The 16,829-nt window shown below is 59.8% G+C and carries 18 protein-coding genes; 10 read left to right on the forward strand and 8 right to left on the reverse strand.

What is annotated here, in order from left to right; all coding sequences use genetic code 11:
* Positions 1 to 625: 625 nt before the first annotated feature.
* Together AXG89_RS21130 and AXG89_RS21135 are read left to right on the forward strand one after the other, a co-directional pair.
* A complete protein-coding gene (locus AXG89_RS21130; RefSeq protein WP_062172296.1) occupies positions 626 to 2,140 on the forward strand; it encodes an AarF/UbiB family protein in 1,515 nt (504 codons plus the stop codon).
* Between the two features lie 70 nt (positions 2,141 to 2,210).
* Positions 2,211 to 2,438, forward strand: a complete 228-nt coding sequence (locus tag AXG89_RS21135; RefSeq protein WP_062172297.1) for a hypothetical protein — start codon at positions 2,211 to 2,213, stop codon at positions 2,436 to 2,438.
* 16 nt (positions 2,439 to 2,454) lie between these two features.
* On the opposite strand, the gene AXG89_RS21140 is transcribed toward AXG89_RS21135, so the two are convergent.
* From AXG89_RS21140 to AXG89_RS21155, 4 genes are all read right to left on the reverse strand, one after another.
* Positions 2,455 to 2,688 carry a hypothetical protein gene (locus AXG89_RS21140; RefSeq protein ID WP_062172298.1) on the reverse strand — a complete coding sequence of 78 codons (234 nt, stop codon included), beginning with the start codon at positions 2,686 to 2,688 and terminating at the stop codon, positions 2,455 to 2,457.
* 132 nt (positions 2,689 to 2,820) lie between these two features.
* Complete coding sequence (locus tag AXG89_RS21145) at positions 2,821 to 3,075, reverse strand: CsbD family protein (RefSeq protein ID WP_062172299.1); 255 nt, start codon at positions 3,073 to 3,075, stop codon at positions 2,821 to 2,823.
* Between the two features lie 95 nt (positions 3,076 to 3,170).
* Positions 3,171 to 3,527: a response regulator gene (locus AXG89_RS21150; protein WP_062172300.1), complete on the reverse strand. Its 357-nt coding sequence runs from the start codon at positions 3,525 to 3,527 to the stop codon at positions 3,171 to 3,173.
* On the reverse strand, positions 3,524 to 5,023 hold the full coding sequence (locus tag AXG89_RS21155; protein ID WP_062172301.1) for an ATPase domain-containing protein: 1,500 nt from the start codon (positions 5,021 to 5,023) through the stop codon (positions 3,524 to 3,526). Before AXG89_RS21155 ends, AXG89_RS21150 begins: the two co-directional genes overlap by 4 nt.
* 365 nt (positions 5,024 to 5,388) lie before the next feature.
* Between AXG89_RS21155 and AXG89_RS21160 the strand changes: the two genes are divergently transcribed.
* The 3 genes from AXG89_RS21160 to AXG89_RS21170 all read left to right on the forward strand — a co-directional run bounded on the left by AXG89_RS21160 (position 5,389) and on the right by AXG89_RS21170 (position 7,667).
* On the forward strand, positions 5,389 to 5,667 hold the full coding sequence (locus AXG89_RS21160; RefSeq protein WP_062172302.1) for a hypothetical protein: 279 nt from the start codon (positions 5,389 to 5,391) through the stop codon (positions 5,665 to 5,667).
* A 196-nt stretch (positions 5,668 to 5,863) separates the two neighbouring features.
* Positions 5,864 to 6,571, forward strand: coding sequence for a DUF2968 domain-containing protein (locus AXG89_RS21165; protein WP_082771520.1), 708 nt, complete (start codon positions 5,864 to 5,866; stop codon positions 6,569 to 6,571).
* Positions 6,572 to 6,965: 394 nt separating this feature from the next.
* On the forward strand, positions 6,966 to 7,667 hold the full coding sequence (locus tag AXG89_RS21170) for an OmpA family protein (RefSeq protein WP_062002536.1): 702 nt from the start codon (positions 6,966 to 6,968) through the stop codon (positions 7,665 to 7,667).
* Positions 7,668 to 7,771: 104 nt separating this feature from the next.
* On the opposite strand, the gene AXG89_RS21175 is transcribed toward AXG89_RS21170, so the two are convergent.
* From AXG89_RS21175 to AXG89_RS21185, 3 genes are read right to left on the reverse strand one after another with little or no spacing between them, the layout of a single operon-like run.
* The gene (locus AXG89_RS21175) at positions 7,772 to 8,275 is read right to left on the reverse strand and encodes a methylated-DNA--[protein]-cysteine S-methyltransferase (protein ID WP_062172303.1); all 504 of its coding nucleotides are present in this window, start codon (positions 8,273 to 8,275) and stop codon (positions 7,772 to 7,774) included.
* A 47-nt stretch (positions 8,276 to 8,322) separates the two neighbouring features.
* The gene (locus tag AXG89_RS21180; protein WP_062002538.1) at positions 8,323 to 8,583 is read right to left on the reverse strand and encodes a hypothetical protein; all 261 of its coding nucleotides are present in this window, start codon (positions 8,581 to 8,583) and stop codon (positions 8,323 to 8,325) included.
* Entirely contained in the window at positions 8,576 to 9,355 is a 780-nt protein-coding gene (locus AXG89_RS21185) for a DNA/RNA non-specific endonuclease (RefSeq protein ID WP_062172304.1), read from the reverse strand. Before AXG89_RS21185 ends, AXG89_RS21180 begins: the two co-directional genes overlap by 8 nt.
* A gap of 173 nt (positions 9,356 to 9,528) precedes the next feature.
* Here AXG89_RS21185 and AXG89_RS21190 point away from each other — a divergent pair, with 173 nt between their 5' ends.
* The 5 genes from AXG89_RS21190 (at position 9,529) to AXG89_RS21210 (ending at position 15,226) form a co-directional block, all read left to right on the forward strand.
* A complete protein-coding gene (locus tag AXG89_RS21190; protein WP_062172628.1) occupies positions 9,529 to 10,596 on the forward strand; it encodes an alpha/beta fold hydrolase in 1,068 nt (355 codons plus the stop codon).
* A gap of 346 nt (positions 10,597 to 10,942) precedes the next feature.
* Complete coding sequence (locus AXG89_RS21195) at positions 10,943 to 12,349, forward strand: circularly permuted type 2 ATP-grasp protein (RefSeq protein ID WP_062002541.1); 1,407 nt, start codon at positions 10,943 to 10,945, stop codon at positions 12,347 to 12,349.
* A 69-nt stretch (positions 12,350 to 12,418) separates the two neighbouring features.
* Complete coding sequence (locus tag AXG89_RS21200; RefSeq protein ID WP_062003617.1) at positions 12,419 to 13,372, forward strand: alpha-E domain-containing protein; 954 nt, start codon at positions 12,419 to 12,421, stop codon at positions 13,370 to 13,372.
* Between the two features lie 23 nt (positions 13,373 to 13,395).
* Positions 13,396 to 14,193: a transglutaminase family protein gene (locus AXG89_RS21205; RefSeq protein WP_062002542.1), complete on the forward strand. Its 798-nt coding sequence runs from the start codon at positions 13,396 to 13,398 to the stop codon at positions 14,191 to 14,193.
* Positions 14,194 to 14,356: 163 nt separating this feature from the next.
* Complete coding sequence (locus tag AXG89_RS21210; RefSeq protein WP_075358928.1) at positions 14,357 to 15,226, forward strand: proteasome-type protease; 870 nt, start codon at positions 14,357 to 14,359, stop codon at positions 15,224 to 15,226.
* Positions 15,227 to 15,390: 164 nt separating this feature from the next.
* On the opposite strand, the gene AXG89_RS21215 is transcribed toward AXG89_RS21210, so the two are convergent.
* Complete coding sequence (locus AXG89_RS21215; protein ID WP_062172305.1) at positions 15,391 to 16,551, reverse strand: porin; 1,161 nt, start codon at positions 16,549 to 16,551, stop codon at positions 15,391 to 15,393.
* Positions 16,552 to 16,829: the final 278 nt, after the last annotated feature.

Genomic DNA, 16,829 nt, shown 5'->3' on the forward strand with positions numbered 1-16,829 from the left:
TTCCCTGCCTGCCGCTTTTGAACATGCGCAAATTCCCTGCTGCCAGTGCCCCGACCGAACTTTGGTGGTTTGCTGAAATCGCTTCGTCTCACTCGTGTTGACTGTTGCGCCACAGGCCGTCACACGTTTCTTCACACCTTTAAAATTCTGGGTTATCTGAGATTGAGGCGATTTCGAAACTGTGTCTCAAAAGTGTTCGGTCTAGACGTGTTTAATAGATAGACAAAAATAAGACTTTGAGTAGGTAATTAGGGACTAGCGGTTTGATGAATTCGACTCGCGCCACCGATTCTCAAGTTTGGAACTGGGCTGTGGACATCTGGTGAAGTGCGGCGGGAATGAAATCATTTTTCAAACGGCATCACCGTGTCGCGCGAGACCACCCGTAACTGTTTCCTGTGAGTATGAGGCCGCAGCCTGAGGGCAGGCCGTTATCTCTCTCGCGTTATTTGCGCTTGCGCTGCGTGCGGATCGCAAGGACACGGCAATTTTCCGAACGCCCACGCGAAACAAGACAATTTGCGAAATGAACCTTGCTGAGGTTTAATTTGTGTTGCCGCTGGCTTTTATCGCGGCACCTAAAGGAGCAAGACATCTTCCATACACACCTTCCCCGGATAACGCCTTGACGCCGCGGCTGCGAAGCATCTGGCGTCTCGCCTTGTTGTTCGTTCGTGAGAGCCGGATGACGGACGCCGGCAAGTCCGAGCCGATCCACCGAGTCATGCGCTCGTTCACGGCCGGCATGCGCGCTCATGGCGCCACGAGTCTTTCCCAGCGCGCGCCATTGCTGCAAAACCTCTCAGGCGTGTTGAGCATGGCATCGGGCGTGCTCGAGCAGCATCCGGCATTGTCGGAAACGGCAGTGCGGGTTGCGCTGGCGGAACTCGATACGCTCAAGACGCCGTTGAAAGGCGCGGCATTGCGGCAGGCACTTGTTACAGCGTTGCCGCCCGGGCGTGCCGCTGCCTTGATCGAGGTGGAAGACGAACCCGAGCGCTGCGGAATTGCCGAGCAGACGCATCGCGCTTCGGTGCGGTTGAGTGAAACGAGCCTGGGCACCGCGAGATTGCCCGTCAGCGCCCGGCTCACGCTGATTCGTGCCGATACCCGCAAGGAGCTCGCGCAGGATCTCGACGTGGCGGGCGCGGCGGCGCGCCTGGCCGAACGCTTTTCCCGCGAGGTGCGCGCGCAGAACGTCGGCGCGCTGATTGCACGTCTGGGCGATACCGTCAATGCAATGCTCGACCTTCGCCAACGCGCCGCCGATCAAAGTTTCCTGCGCTACCGGCTGCACGAGGTGAACAACGACGTCCGTGTCGTCGTGCCCGAAGTGCTCTGGGATTTATGCAGCGATACCGCGCTTGTTACCCGATCAGTGCGTAGTGTGCCGTTATCGGACGTGGCTGCGTTGCGCGCTCACGGCATCGAACCGGTCGATCTGATCGCAACGTGGATCGAGGCGTTCTTCGAGATCGCGCTGGGCGAGGGCGTCTATCACGCCGGTCTTGAAGCGGCGGGGGCGGCGGTCAGCATCGAGCCGGATACGTTCGGCCGGCTGGTGCTCGATGGCGACTCGCCGCTCACTTTTTTCGCGGCCCATGAACGCAGTTTCCTGGTCACCGGATCAGATGCGCTTTTGCGAGGCGACCACAAGGCGGCGGCGCGCGAACACATGCGCCACGGCACGCCCTGCAAGCACGATGGGCACGAAACCCAGCAGACGGTGCGGGTCGAGGCGACGTACCGGCGGGAGGCAGAGCGTTTTGCCGGCGATGCACCCCGCCACCGCACCGTCTCCGATCTGTTCACGGCGCTCGGCAAGGGTCCCCTGGAACATGCTTTCGCCGACGCCCATACGGGCATTGCATCGCGGGCGGCATTGCTGGCGCGCTCGGCCCAGAGCATCGAGGAGATGGCGCAGCGGATTGCGCCGGATATCGATGTCTGGAAGATTGCCCGGCGCGTGATCGTGCGTCTGTCGCTTGATCAGTTCAGCTCGCACGGGGTCATGGCGCAGGTCGTGAAGGAAGCGGTGCACTGGCCGCACGCATTGCCTCGCGTGCCAAATCTGCTTTCCGACTGGGTGGCGCGGCAGAGCCGGCGTGGCGTCAGGGCGCGTTCGGATCCGATCCGTTAGGCAGCATCCTCGTCGCCGGGGAACGGGTGTTGCTGCCTTGGGTTCTGTACCCATCCAAAAGGAGCAGATCATGAGCGCAACAACGAAGTCAGAACCCGGCGAACCTGATAACCGCGACCTGAAACAAAACCCGAAGCAAACCGCCGAAGTGCCGCTTGGCAGCGGTGACTCGCCCGAGCCGAGCGGAACGGGCGGTTTTGGCTCGCACAGCTCTGAGCCGGAAGGGGTATCGAAAGGGACGTCGAGGAAATCGAGCCTGCCTTCCACTGATCGCGTGGACGGCAAACCCGAAAAGTAAACCGCGGCGGCTGCTCTCAGGGCATGCCACCAAGCGAGGGCGAGATGATGCTTCCAGGCGGAAGGTCGTCCGCTTTTTCCTCATTCGCGGCGCGGGATGAAACCGGCGCGTGATTGGCGCTGCATGTATCGACGGATTCCTGGCCGATACAACGCAAGAAGGCGTCCGCGACTGTGCTATCCGAGAATGTATAGACAGTTGTCTCAACCAGCACTTCAGTGTCCGACAGCCGGTTTGCAGTAATGGTCATGATGTTCCTCCGAAAGTTTTTACCTTCGGGAATTCAGCATCAACCGCGCCCGGCCTGCGCGTATGGAAAAAATGGGCGAAAAAAAACCGGCCACGCCTCGAGGCGCGGCCGGATTCCTCAACACAGCTCAAATTACCGCTGCCGCGCCCAGATCGCGCCGAGTACAAAACCGATCGCACCGGCGACCAGCACGCCGTTGATCGGCTGCGAAATGACCGCTTCGCGGACGTTGTCGAGCGTCTCGCCGTAATTGCGCTGAATCGTGCCGAGCGCTTGCCGCGCCTTGCCTTCAGCTTGCGTCGATGTATCGCCGGTAAGTCCGCCTACCGCATCCTGAACCTTGCCAACGACGGTTTGCGCCGCGCCTTCTACCTGATCCTGCACCATGGTGCCTCCCGTTCTAGTGAAGCGGTTTATCGAAGAATCCGGCGTACCGGAAAACTCTTTTGAGCAGGGTTCGTGCCCAGGCACGGTGAAGCGGCTCAGGCCGGACCAATCAGGCGCGTCACGATTGCAATCAGCGAGTCAATGGACAGCGGCTTGCGATGAAACTCCAGCTTTGGGTGTGTCACTTCCGGTGTGCGCGCAGCGGCGCTCGAGAGTACGACAGGGATCTGCGCCAGGGTGTCGTCGGCCGCGAGCGCGTGGCACAGCGCAAGGCCGTCCATGATCGGCATCATCCAGTCGGTCACGATCAGGTCGGGCGGATTCGCACGCACCGATTCCAGCGCCCGCAAGCCATTGGACGCAGTGCCGACCTCATAGCCTTCCATCTGCAGCACGAGCCGCCAGGTGGTGAGCAGGTCGAATTCATCGTCGACGACGAGGATCTTTTTCATGTCCGCGTGCCGGCGTCCTGTGCGGACAAGGTCGGCGGAATCGTGCCACGCGCTGATAAAAGCGTGGTCGTGCCGACGAACCCGTCGCTCAGGTGCAAGCCGTTTTCATCGATCAGAAAACGCCGGATCGAGGGATCGTGCGCCGCCTCGCGCTGCTTGACGATCGAGACGATCCGGTACAACGATGTGGTCGTCTCGACATAGCGCAACAGCACGATGTTCTCCGTCATCGCCGACGCCCGAATGGACCCACCGTGCGTCATGTCGCCGTAAAGCGGGAGCTCCTCGGTCAGCAGCGTGGTGACGCTTTCCTGACGCAAACGGTGTGTAAGCGCGTTCAGGAACAGGCCAAAACGCTCGGTGCGGTTCGCGGAATCGTGGAAACCTTCAATGCCGTCGACCACGAGCCGCGACGCGCCTACCCGTCTCACCACGGACAGCAGCTCGGCCGCGAGTTCATCGATTGCGAGTTCCACGGCCGGACGCCATTCGATGATCAGGCGGCCATCGGCGACGGCCTCGGCAAGCTTGATCGACACCCCTTCCGCCTTCGCGATCAGGCGCTCCGGCGATTCATAGAAGCCGAAATAAACGCAGCGCTCGCCCCGGGCGGTGCCTGCTTCCAGAAATTTCAGCGATATCAGCGTCTTGCCGATTCCCGATGGCCCGATCAAGGTCGTGGTCGATCCCTTGACCACGCCGCCGCCGAGCATGGCATCAAAATCCGGCAGCGCGAACGCGAGCTTCGACTTCAGGTCGGGCGCGCTTTCGCGCAGTATTGAACGGGCTTCCAGGCGGGGGAATGTGACGAGGCCATCGGCGGTGATCTTGAAGGAGTGCCGTCCCAGCAGGTGATCGCGGGCGCGCAGTTTGTGCACTTCGATTTCCCGTGTGCGCCGCATGCCGGTCGCGAACCGGTTCAGTTCAACAAGGCCATCGACAAGCGTGTGTTCCGGATGCGGCTCGTTGCCTGACAGAGGCGCAAGGATCAGCGTGGTGCAGCCTGCCGCCGATACAAACGCGCTCAATTCGTGGATGAACTGCGACAGCTCGAGCTCGGTCGAGCTGAATTCACGCGCGCTGCGAAATCCATCGATAACCATGAAACGCGGCCGGTTCGTCTTGATGGTCGAGGCGATCAGCGCAAGAAAACCGCTGAGGCCGTCGCGCATCAACTCGTGATAACCGGAGACGAAGAACATCTTGTCCGAAATGGCGTCGGCGTCATAGAACGACAGTGCTTTCAGATGCGACAGCAGCTTGGAATGCGATTCGGCGATCAGCGTGATGTAGAGCACCGTGTCGCCCTCGGCCACGCGATGAAACCCGATCTGCGTCGACAGGATGGTCTTGCCCGCGCCTGCCATGCCTTCTATCAGATACAAGCCGCCCTTGAGCAAACCGCCGCCAAGTATGTCGTCGAGTCCCGGCACGCCGGTGGTGACGGTGTTCGGATCGGAAACGGGCGGGGTCGAGGGGATTGCTTGATCTGTCATGAATATCTCGGGTGGAGTAGCCCGGCAAGGATGGCGCGTAAAGCGGGATTATCGCCGAGAAGACCCACTATGTCGGCATTTGTGAACTTCTTTGAAATCATTTCGATGCGGCGACGCTGTGACCAAGCCTATCCGCACGTTCCGCGCCCGGGGGCGAGAGCCGCCGCAGCGCCTCTGCAACCGATGTCTTGTGAGAGAAATTAAGAACTTGCTCATGGTCCGAAAAGCAGGCGAATGGTCTCATCTTGCTTTGCCGTACACGTGTTGCGTCGATCCCCGCACACGCGTTCGTTTCCAAGTTTCACGCCTGTTCGAGTCCGCAGTCCACTGGCCGTTCGCGCAGGCATCCGGCTGCGAGACCGCTCATGTTCCAAATTACTGCTTTGTCCCGTTTCGTATTGATGGCCACAAGCCTGTTCGCCCTTGGCAGTCTGGCGCACGCCGAATCCCGCATGGCCGCGACGTCGGTCGATCCAGGTATCTACTCCGGCGCGCCGTTCGCGTACCGGTCGGATGGCGCGATCATGTCGGCCGTACCCGACCAGCCCGCTGATAACCGCATCTTCTCGCCGGTCAGCAACATGGGCGATATGCATCCGCGCCAGCCCGGTCCGGATCATCCCCGATTGCGCCACGATCTCTAAAGCGCAGGTTGAAACGCTTCAGGAATTCTTGCCGAAGTTGCTAAAGAATCGCTTCAGGAATCGTTCTAAAGCATGGAGTGTTTCAGGTGGCGAAGTAGTTAAAAAAAGCGGGCCTACGCATTTTCCGCTTTACCTTTTCTATCTGCCATAATTCCGATGTTTTCGCATTCTTAATTGCGTTCAACCCGGAAATTCCATGAACTCCAACAAAACAACGAGAGGCGGGGCGCTGGTCTTGGCATGGTTCATCCTGTGCGGCGCGGCGTTCGCGGCGGGGCCTGCAGCGTCCGCGCAAAGCAGCGCCGCACAGGACGATCCCCTGGGCGGTTTGGGGACGCGGCGGAGCCTTCTGACCAACGGCGCCGCTGATGAGCCGCAGGCCACGGCGAACGGCAACATCGCGGAATTGCAGCAAATGATTCGCGACGGCAAGGTAAAGGAATTGCGCACGACGTATAACGGCAGTTATGGCGCAAGCATGTTGTTTTACCCGGACGAAATGACTTTCTACATTGCGTTGTTCCAGCAAAAGAAATTCTGGCGCGTCATCAAGACTCAAGCCGACGCACGGGCGGAAACGGTTTATGCGGACTTTGCAAAGAATAGCGCCGCGCTTGCCGATACAGAAATCCGCCGAACCAAACTCGAGGCGGAAAAGAACTTTGCGGATCGGCTGATCGCGGTTCAGCAACAGCGCGCGAACCGCTTGCAGGCTGACCTTGAAGTGGCGCGTGCACAGCAAAGCCAGGTGGTGGACCGCCAGGCGGAGCAGCAGGAGGCAATCCGGTCGCTGCGTGCGGAGCAGGATTCGGCGCAAGCGCAATTGCGCGCGTTGCAAACCAAGGTGCAGGACCTGCAACGTCAGTCCGACACCGACCTGATGCCGTTGCCGTTTCCAAAGTAACGTGCGTCTGACGGAGCGAACGTTGTAGAGCGTTCCGCCGCTGCCGGGTTCCGGCAGCATTCCAAGTTGTGAAAAAACGGCTGCCTTCGCAGCCGTTTTTTATTGCTGCAACAGTAATAACCTGCCAAAACTTTTCTTAATATTTACATTTAAAGCTTGTTTCCAAAGTCGTCGCGCGCTGTTTCATTAATTAGGAATTATCCAGTAAGGAATGCTTGATTCCACGTGCTAACATTTCGCGCGATTTCGGATTCCAGATCATTTTAGGATTATCCGAATCGAAGGCTTGAGGCGAATAAGGTGGCTGTGGAAATCGGGTAATTGTCTGATGGCCCGACCAGTACGCGTTTGTCTCGATATCTCAGTCACATGTAATTTCGAAACGGTAAACAGGATGTCTAATAAATTAATCGCTGCAGGCTTGTTGTCAATCGGCGCCCTCGCTGGCTGCTCCAGTGCTTCGGGTCCCACGTTCAACGCAAATCAGATCCAGACCGCCAATGGCGCGCAGGTTTATCGCGTGGAATGCCATGGTTTGTTTGAAGGCGTCGCTGAGTGCGTGAAACAGGCGCAGAAGATTTGCGGCGACAAGCCCGCATACAAGCTGGAGACCATGGAACGCCTGCGCGCTCCCTCGGAAGATGCTCTGGACCCGCGCGTCCTGACGTTCCAGTGCGGCGCACCGGCTCAACCGGAAGTGGCCCCCGCACCGGCTCCGGCACCCGTGCCGCAAGCTGCGCCGGAAATGCCGCGTCAGATCGACCTGAGCGGCGACGCGAACTTCGCAACCGACAGCGCCACGCTGACGCCGCACGCGAAGAGCACGCTTGATGAGTTCGTTGCTGCTGGTCAGAACGTTCAGTTGCGTCAGGTCGAAGTATCGGGTTACACCGACTCCACAGGTTCGGCATCGCACAACCAGCGTCTGTCGCAGCGCCGTGCGGAATCGGTCATGCAATACCTGAAGAGCAACGGTCTGCGCTCGCAAAACTATTCGGCGCAAGGTTTCGGCGCGGCGAACCCAGTGGCGTCTAATTCGACGGCAGCGGGCCGCGCGAAGAACCGTCGCGTGGAAATTCGCGTCAGCACGCAGTAATCGCGGCGGGCGTTTCTACCAACGCCACGACGTAAAAACCCCGCAAGCGCCTAGCGCTTGCGGGGTTTTGTACTTGGGGCGACGCTGCTGTACGTTTTGACAGGCTAGAACAACGTGAGTTGAGCGCGGCCGGGGCCGCCTTCCAGCGTCAGCAAATGTTGTTTGCGCTCCATGCCGCCCGCGTAGCCTGTCAGTTCGCCATCAGCGCCAATCACGCGATGACACGGCACGATAATCCCCACCGGATTGCGCCCGTTAGCCGCGCCCACCGCTCGCGATGCCCCCGGCGCATAGCCCATGCGGCGCGCGAGATCGCCGTAAGTCCACGAATTTCCGAACGGAATTTCCAGCAATGCCGCCCAGACGCGTTGCTGGAAGTCGGTTCCATTCAAGCGTAATTTGACGGAAAACGCGGTGCGTTCGCCGGCGAAGTACTCGGCGATCTGCTCCATCGCTTCAGCGATAACCAGCGACCGCGGCGCGCCGGTATCGGTGAGACCTGCGGGAAAATGTTTCTGCCCGACGAAGAACAGGCCGGTGAGATGTTCATCCTCTGCGCGATACGCCAGATGGCCCAGCGGACTCGGTGCAATGTGACATTCAATCAACAGTGTCTCCCATCGTTTATCAAGTCTGGATGCAGCTGGTTTGCAGCCTAGATAAACGGATTATCGGTCTTGCCGGCCGGTTTCACCGGCTCGGCGGCCAGTTTGACAGGTAGCGCGGCGTCGTTTTGCAGTGCATCGACGATTGCGTTAACGGCTTTCTGCAGCGCCAGCGCAGTCGCCAGCCCGGCCTTGTCGCGGGTGATCGTCAGATCGCCGGACACGGACAAGCGCGCGGGATCATTTGCGATCACGAGTGCGTCGCCGTCGATGTTGAGTGTGTCGGTATCGTTTGAGAATGGCTTAAACACCTTTCAGTCCTCCAATGCGTTGATCTTTCAGCGAGTCGGGAATGCCTGGAAACTGCAGCCCGCTCATGGCTTCCAGTTCGTGGACCGTCTTGACCGTGTATTCGTTCGTGGGCGTGTTGTCCACGACGACCGCGAACGCCAGCTTGCGTTGTGGCATGTACACCACCTTGTACAACTGGGTAGGCACCAGCACGCGCGACTCGCCGATGGTCTGCAACTGCCGTCCGGAAAAAATCGGTCCGGTCACGACATAGGCCTCGCCGGATTCTTCCACCAGCCGTCGCACCGCTTGCTCGATGCGCGACCAGATGCGCCGGTTGTTCGACGGGTTTTGCGGCACGACGTTCGCAAGCGAAAACGATTCGGCCATGCTTTTCTTGTCCCATCGGTCGCCGGCCGGGCTCATATGGCCGCGATCGTAACCGCTGCGCTTGTAGTCGGAGAGCGTGGCGCTGTCGCCGGGCGGCAATTGTTTATCGACGAAAAAGCGGTTCGTGCGCGCGTTGTCGCGAGCGTCGTCGATGTGTTGCGCCGTCAGATGTTCAGCCGACCACAAAGGCCCGTGTGTCACGCCGGAATGGAGGACCGCGAAATCGGAATAGCAAAGCTGCTGCGTCGATGCCCGCATCTTCGCGTTCACCACGATGGGCGCGCGGCCGTCCGGGCTGAACTGCGGGCAATCGGCCGCAAGCGCGGTCAGGGATAGCGTGCAGCCGAGCGCGGCCAGGAAAAGTGTGAAGCGTGTCTTGAACTGCGAGATGCGGATCTGCATGTGAAAGGCGGGATGGTCGTTTGTGCGAGGCGGCAGTATAAGCGCACGGTATGCGAAAAGCGTTCGTTAGCGATCAGCGCTCGCACACGATAAAATTCCCTCGCCGCGGCAGCGTGGCCCAAGCGCCCGAAAATGTCGGTCCTTCCTGTTTTTATCTGCGAGTTCTTGCGCCCATGACTGTGACCCGCCGCATGTTCTGCGCTGTTGTAGCTTCGGTTTCCTTGCTTGCATCGCCGGTGTTTGCCAACGCCGTGTCAACGGACGAGCCGGCATCTGCCACCGCGCCCGCCACCGATAACGACGGTCCCGTCTACGGTCCCGAATTGCAGGGCTTCGACTATCCGTATCCCGTCGGCCAGTTCGCAATTTCATCGCAAAGGCAGATCGTGCGCATGGCGTACATGGATGTGGCGTCGAAGAACCCAAATGGCCGGACCGTGGTCCTGCTTCACGGCAAGAACTTCTGCGCCGCGACGTGGAAAGAGAGCATCGATGTGCTGACGAACGCGGGTTATCGCGTGATTGCGCCGGATCAGATCGGTTTTTGCAAATCGACCAAACCCACGCGTTACCAGTACACGTTCCAGCAACTCGCCCGCAACACGCACGCGCTGCTCGAGGCGCTCGGCGTGAAGAAGGCGACGCTCGTGGCGCACTCCACCGGCGGCATGATCGCCGTCCGATACGCGCTCATGTACCCGCAGGAGACCGAGCAACTCGTGCTCGTGAACCCGATCGGCCTTGAAGACTGGAAGGCGAAGGGCGTGCCGTCGATTTCCATCGACGACTGGTATACGCGCGAGCTGAAGACCACCGCCGACGGCATTCGCAAGTACGAGCAGTCCACCTATTATGCGGGCCACTGGGACGCGCGCTACGAGCCGTGGGTGCAAATGCTGGCGGGGATGTACCGCGGGCCGGGGAAGGATCTGGTGGCGTGGAACTCGGCGCTGCTCTACGACATGATCTACACGCAGCCGGTGGTGTATGAATTTGACCAGATCCGGACGCCGACCCTGCTGCTGATTGGCGACAAGGACACGACGGCGATCGGCAAGGATCTCGCACCTCCGGATATCCGGCCTACGCTCGGGCGATATCCCGAACTGGCGAGGCAGGCTGCGGCGGCGATTCCGGGCGCGAAGCTCGTCGAGTTTCCGGATTTCGGCCATGCGCCGCAAATGCAGGATCCGCAGGCGTTTCACAAGGCGTTGCTCGAAGGGCTTTCGGCGCGCAACTAGTTTCAATGCAATGCGCGGCGGTAAATGCCGGCCGCGCGTTGGACACCGCCTCGAAAATCCACGTTCAATAATCCGTGACCTGACCTGCCGTGCACCAAACGGGGGCAGGGCGCGGATGACGCTTGGCATCGGCGAAATCCGGTCGCACCTGTTTGAAGCAGCGCCCCCGCATAACCCGCCAAAACAATGAGTAAAAACAAGTATTAAAAAATGGCACGGCTGTTGCTTTATTGGGGATACTGAAACTACGAGAGCGTCGGACAAAAGGCGTGGCCAGGCGGCAGCATCTATACCGCCAATCCACCCACGAGCGGCATTCGCGCCGCGATCAAAAAAGGACGCACAGATGCAGATCTACGACGAAATGCGTCACGAAGAAACCGTGCGGGCGCACTACGCGCGGTTTTCCCGGTGGCTTTCCACGCAAAGCCCCGAAACCATCACGCGCAAACGCGCCGAAGCGGACCTGCTGTTCCGGCGCGTGGGCATCACGTTCGCCGTAAATGGCGACTTGTCCGGCACCGAGCGCCTGATTCCTTTTGACATGATTCCGCGCATCATCCCCGGGGATGAATGGCGCAAGCTCGAAGCGGGTCTCAGGCAGCGCGTGCGTGCGCTGAACATGTTCATCCGCGATATTTATCACGATCACGACATCGTCCGGGCGGGGAAGATCCCGGCTGAGCAGGTGTACACCAACGCGCAGTATCGGCCGGAGATGCAGGGCGTGGATGTGCCGCTCGATGTCTATGCGCACGTGGCCGGTGTCGATGTGGTCCGCGCCGGCGACGCGGGCGAGTTCTACGTGCTGGAAGACAATCTGCGCGTGCCGTCGGGCGTGTCGTACATGCTCGAAAACCGCAAGATGATGATGCGGCTCTTCCCGGAACTGTTTGTGCAGAACCGCATTGCGCCGGTGGCGCACTATCCGGATTTGCTGCTGGAGACACTGCGCTCAATCGCGCCAGCCGGTGTGGACGATCCCAACGTGGTCGTGCTGACGCCTGGCATGTACAACTCGGCGTATTTTGAGCATTCGTTCCTCGCGCAGCAAATGGGCGTGGAACTGGTCGAGGGCAAGGATCTTTTCGTCGATGAAAACTATGTCTTCATGCGCACGACCCAGGGGCCGAAGCGCGTCGATGTGATTTACCGGCGGCTCGACGACGACTTCATGGACCCGCTCGCGTTTCGCACGGACTCGGCGCTGGGCGTGCCGGGCTTGCTGACGTCGTATCGCGCGGGCCGTGTGGCGTTGGCGAATGCAATGGGCACAGGCATCGCCGACGACAAATCCATCTACCCGTTCGTGCCCGACATGATCGAGTTCTACCTCGGCGAGACGCCGATCCTGAACAACGTGCCGACGTTCCAGTGCCGCAAGCCTGACGATCTCGCGTACACGCTCGCGCATTTGCCGGAGCTCGTCGTGAAGGAGGTCCACGGCGCGGGCGGCTACGGCATGCTGGTCGGGCCGGCATCGACGAAAGCCGAGATCGAGTCCTTCCGTGAACGCCTGATCGCGCGGCCCGATGGGTACATCGCGCAGCCGACGCTTGCGTTGTCCGCGTGTCCAACCTTCGTGGAATCGGGTATCGCGCCGAGACATATTGATTTGCGGCCGTTCGTGCTGTCCGGCAAGGAAGTGACGATGGCCGCCGGCGGCCTCACGCGCGTGGCATTGAAGGAGGGTTCGCTGGTCGTGAATTCGTCGCAGGGCGGCGGCACGAAAGATACCTGGATGGTGGATTAATCACTCGAAGGGCTACGGCCTCGAGCGTGGCGCGGTTTCAGCGCTGCATAACAACGGAACGCCATCATGATGCTAAGCCGTACAGCCGATCACCTTTTCTGGATGGCCCGCTACATGGAGCGGGCAGAGAACACGGCACGCATGCTCGACATCAACCTGAAGGGCATGCTGCTGCCGCAGACGCCCGAACAGATCGCGCGTGCGCAGCGCTCAGTGTTACGTATTTCGGAGCTCGAATCATTTTTCGAGCAGCGTTTCCCGGGTTCGGATTCGCTCGAAGACATGCTGCATTTCATGGTTGCCGACTCGGGCAATCCGTCGAGCATCATTTCGTGTCTGCACGCGACTCGAGAAAACGCGCGCGCCGTACGCGGCACATTGACCACTGAAGCCTGGGAAACCATCAACTTCACCTGGCTCGAATTCGGCGAAAAGCTCGCCGCCGGCGAACTCGAAAACAGCCCGGATACGCTTTTCGAATGGGTCAAGTACCGCTCGAACTTGTGCCGCGGCGTCATGGTCGGCACGGCGCTTCACGACGACGCCTTCTGGTTCATCCAGCTCGGCATGTACCTGGAACGCGCGGACAACACGGCGCGCATCCTGGACGTGCGTTTTGCCGATGCCGAGCCCAACTCCCGCGAAGCCGCCCGGCAACTCGAAGACTTCTATTACTGGACATCGATATTGAGTTCGGTGTCGGCGCTCGAAATCTACCGCAAGGTGTATCGCGATGTCGTGACGCCTTCGCGCGTGGTCGAGTTGCTGATCCTCAACGCGCAAATGCCGCGTTCGTTGCTGGCATCGCTCGATGGCGTTTGCGAGACGCTCGACAAGCTGCGCACGAACGGATCGAACGATTGCGAGCGCTTTGCCGGCAAGCTGCGCGCCGACGTGCTGTACACGGATATCCGCCAGATTCTCGAAACCGGTGTGCACGCCTATTTGACGCAATTCCTGAAACGGGTCGATGAGTTGGGTGTACGCGTGATGCGTACGTTTCTCATGTTGCCTCTCGCCTGAACGCATCCGTACTGGGAAAAATCATGCTTCTGACCATTCGGCATCACACAAGTTACCGTTACGCCGTGCCCGTGCAGTATTCCATTCAGCAACTGCGCATGACGCCGGCCAACGGCTCGGCGCAGATGGTGCGGCGCTGGCATATCGATACCGTCGGCAAGCTCGACGTCACTCGCGATGCGTATTCCAACACCCTGCATACGCTCGTGCTGACCAAACCGCATACCGAGATCAACCTGTCGGTGACGGGGCAGGTCGAGACCACCTTGCTGGACGGCGGCCGCCTCAACGACGGCCCCGGCCGGATTCCGCTGCAGCATTACACGTGTCACACGGCGTTGACCGAAGCCGATGCGTCGATCCGCGAACTCGCGCATTCTGTATCGAAGATCGACTCGCCGGCGGCACTGATTGCGCTGGCTGAGAACATCGAAGGGAAAGTGCAGTTCAAGGCGGGCGTGACAGCCGTCACGAGCACGGCGGCTGAAGCGCTGAAACTCGGCAACGGCGTGTGTCAGGATCACGCGCATCTCATGCTCGCCTGCTGCCGCTCGCGTGGCGTGCCCGCGCGTTATGTGAGCGGTTACATCGATCCGGGCGATGTGCCGCATGCCGCAAGCCACGCGTGGGTGGATGTGTGGCTCGACGACGTGTGGGTATCGGTGGATGTGACGCACGCCGCGTTCGCGAGCGGCCGATACTGCCGGCTCGCTGTTGCGCGCGACTACGAAGCCGCGGCGCCGGTGCGCGGCTCGCGGGTGGGCGGCAAGGAAGAGCGCATGAGCGTGGATGTATCGGTGCAGGCAATGGCCGATCAGTAACCAGGCGGCACCGTTGCTTTTCGCTCAAGTGCACGCCGGATTTGCCGATATGTTAAAAGTAAATGAACGGTGAGTTTCGGCACACGTTTTTCAGCACCTTTCTGGCCCGGTTCGGCGAGAGCGCGCTTACAATACTGGTTTGCTTCTTTCAGGGATTCGACGGATGACTTATTGCGTGGCAATGCGCGTTGACGAAGGACTGGTTTTCCTGTCCGATACACGCACGAACGCCGGGGTCGACCACGTCAGCGCGGCCCGCAAGATGGCGGTCTTCGAACAACCCGGCGATCGCGTCCTGGTGCTGCTTGCGGCCGGCAACCTGGCCTTGACGCAAGCTGTCATGCAGTTGTTGTCGGAACCGGCTCCTGAAGACAAGCTCACGCTCTACAACGCGCCTTCCATGGCGGATGCGGCAAGGCTCGTTGGCGAAGCCGTTCGCGAGGTCCACAGGCGGGACGCGGCGACGCTCGCGGAATTCAGTGTAGACTTCAATTGCAGCTTCATTCTTGGCGGACAGATTCGCGGCGCGAACACGCGCCTGTTCATGATCTATTCGGCGGGCAATTTTGTTGAAGCGTCGCTGGTGAGCCCGTATTTCCAGATCGGCGAATCGAAATATGGGAAGCCGATCATCGATCGCGTGATCACGCCCTCCACGCCGCTCGACGAAGTCGCCAAGTGCGCGCTGGTTTCGATGGATTCCACGTTGCGATCCAATCTGTCGGTAGGCTTGCCGCTCGATCTGCTGGTCTACGAGAAAGACTCGCTGCAGGTAACGCGTTTTTCCACGCTCGATCACGACAACCAGTATTTCCAGATGATCCACCGCACGTGGGGCGAACGCCTGCGGCAGATCTTCGGCGAGATTCCGAATCCCACATGGGCCGATCCGGCAAATGTGCCGCTGCGGGCGCGCGAGACGGTATCGAGCGTGCCGCGCGTGGTGCACGGCGACGCGTTGACGCAGCCGGATACATCGGCGCCGCCGTTCCAGACGCTGATGCAGCCGGATACCGGACGATCTCAGCAGTAGGTTTTCCGCCGGATGCCGACACGAAAAAAGCCCGCTGTCGAAAGACGGCGGGCTTTTTGCTCGATGGTCGTCACGTCTTGACGGTGGCAGATAAAAAAACAGCCATCGACCTGTAGCCGATGGCTGTTTCTGAACCGAAGCCGTAATCGGCTTCGAATCCAGCTTTAGAACTTGTGACGAATACCGACGATCACGAGTTCCTGGGTGCTCGTACCAGCGTAGCCGTACGAACCGATCGAAGCTTGTGCCGACTGATTGACGCGAACTCCGTCTGAAGTGTACGTAGCTTGCGTACCGCTTGCGTGCTGATAAGCCGCAACCGCGTAGAAGTCCGTGCGCTTCGAAACCGAGTAGTCCGCGCCCAGCGAAGCCTGATGGTACTTGGCCGACGTATCGCCGTTCGCCTTTTCGTACGTGTAGCCTGCGCCCACCAGCAGAGCCGGGGTAGCCTGGAAGTTCACGAACGCGTTGCCGATGTTGTACTTCTGCGTCGACGTGTATGCCGAGAAACCGTCCGGTGCGTACTGCGCATTGCTGTACGACGCGCCGACCGTTACCGGGCCGATTGCGTATTGAGCAGCAGCGCGAGCGATACCGATCGAGTGTGCCGTGGTATAGCCGTTGTTGATCGGGCCATTGAACAGCGAATCCGACGACGGGCTGTTCCATGCCGGACCGCGACCGCCGCTCGGGTTGCTCGAGTAGAAGTAACCAGCAGCCAAGCCCAACGGGCCGTTGTTATACGCAACGGCGCCCGACCACGTCTGGCCTTGACCGGTCGTGCCAGCCAGGTTGCTGAAGCCATACAAACCTTCGAACTGCAGGCCGGCCCAGTTCGGCGACACGTACTTGACAGCGTTCGACACACGCAAGCTGTTGTCGTAGTTGTCTACGTCGCCCGGGGATGCAAACGGCGAACCGAAGTAGTTATCAGCCGTGATGGCTTGGACCATGTCGACCAGCGGATCGTATTGACGACCGATCGTGACCGTACCGTATTGGTCGGCGGTCAAACCAACGAACGCCTGACGACCGAATTCGCGGCCGCCCTGGTTCAGACGGCCAGTGCCGACGTCAAAGCCGCTTTCCAACTGGAAAATCGCCTTCAGGCCGCCACCCAGGTCTTCCTGACCCTTCAAGCCCCAACGATCGCCCGACAGGTTGCCGTTGATCATGCCGACCAGTTTCTGATCTCCAGTCTGGTTGTGCACATAGCCGATGCCCGAGTCGATCACGCCGTACAGCGTCACGCTATTTTGCGCTTGGGCTGCGCCAGCTGCGCCGAGCAGTGCCAGCGAAAGGGAAGTCAGTGCGAAACGTTTCATCGAGTTCTCCACGCGAAGATTTAAATTCGTTGTTGCCGGCGCAGAGAATAACGCAGCGTTACAACAGTGAAGAACCAGAAAATAAAACGTGTCTCGAAAATCAGACACTTTGCGCGTTGAACAGGAAGAAGCATTGCAGTCAAGCCTGTCAAGGGCTTAGCGCGGGATTCATCTATTGAAATAAGCGGGACTGGACTTTCCTGCGAAAGTTCCCGTTAATGAATGGCCGGTAGAAGTCGGTCCAAATCTTTATTAGTTTTTTACTAATTCAGCGTTAT

It is taken from the genome of Burkholderia sp. PAMC 26561, assembly GCF_001557535.2.
Taxonomy (GTDB): Bacteria; Pseudomonadota; Gammaproteobacteria; order Burkholderiales; family Burkholderiaceae; genus Caballeronia.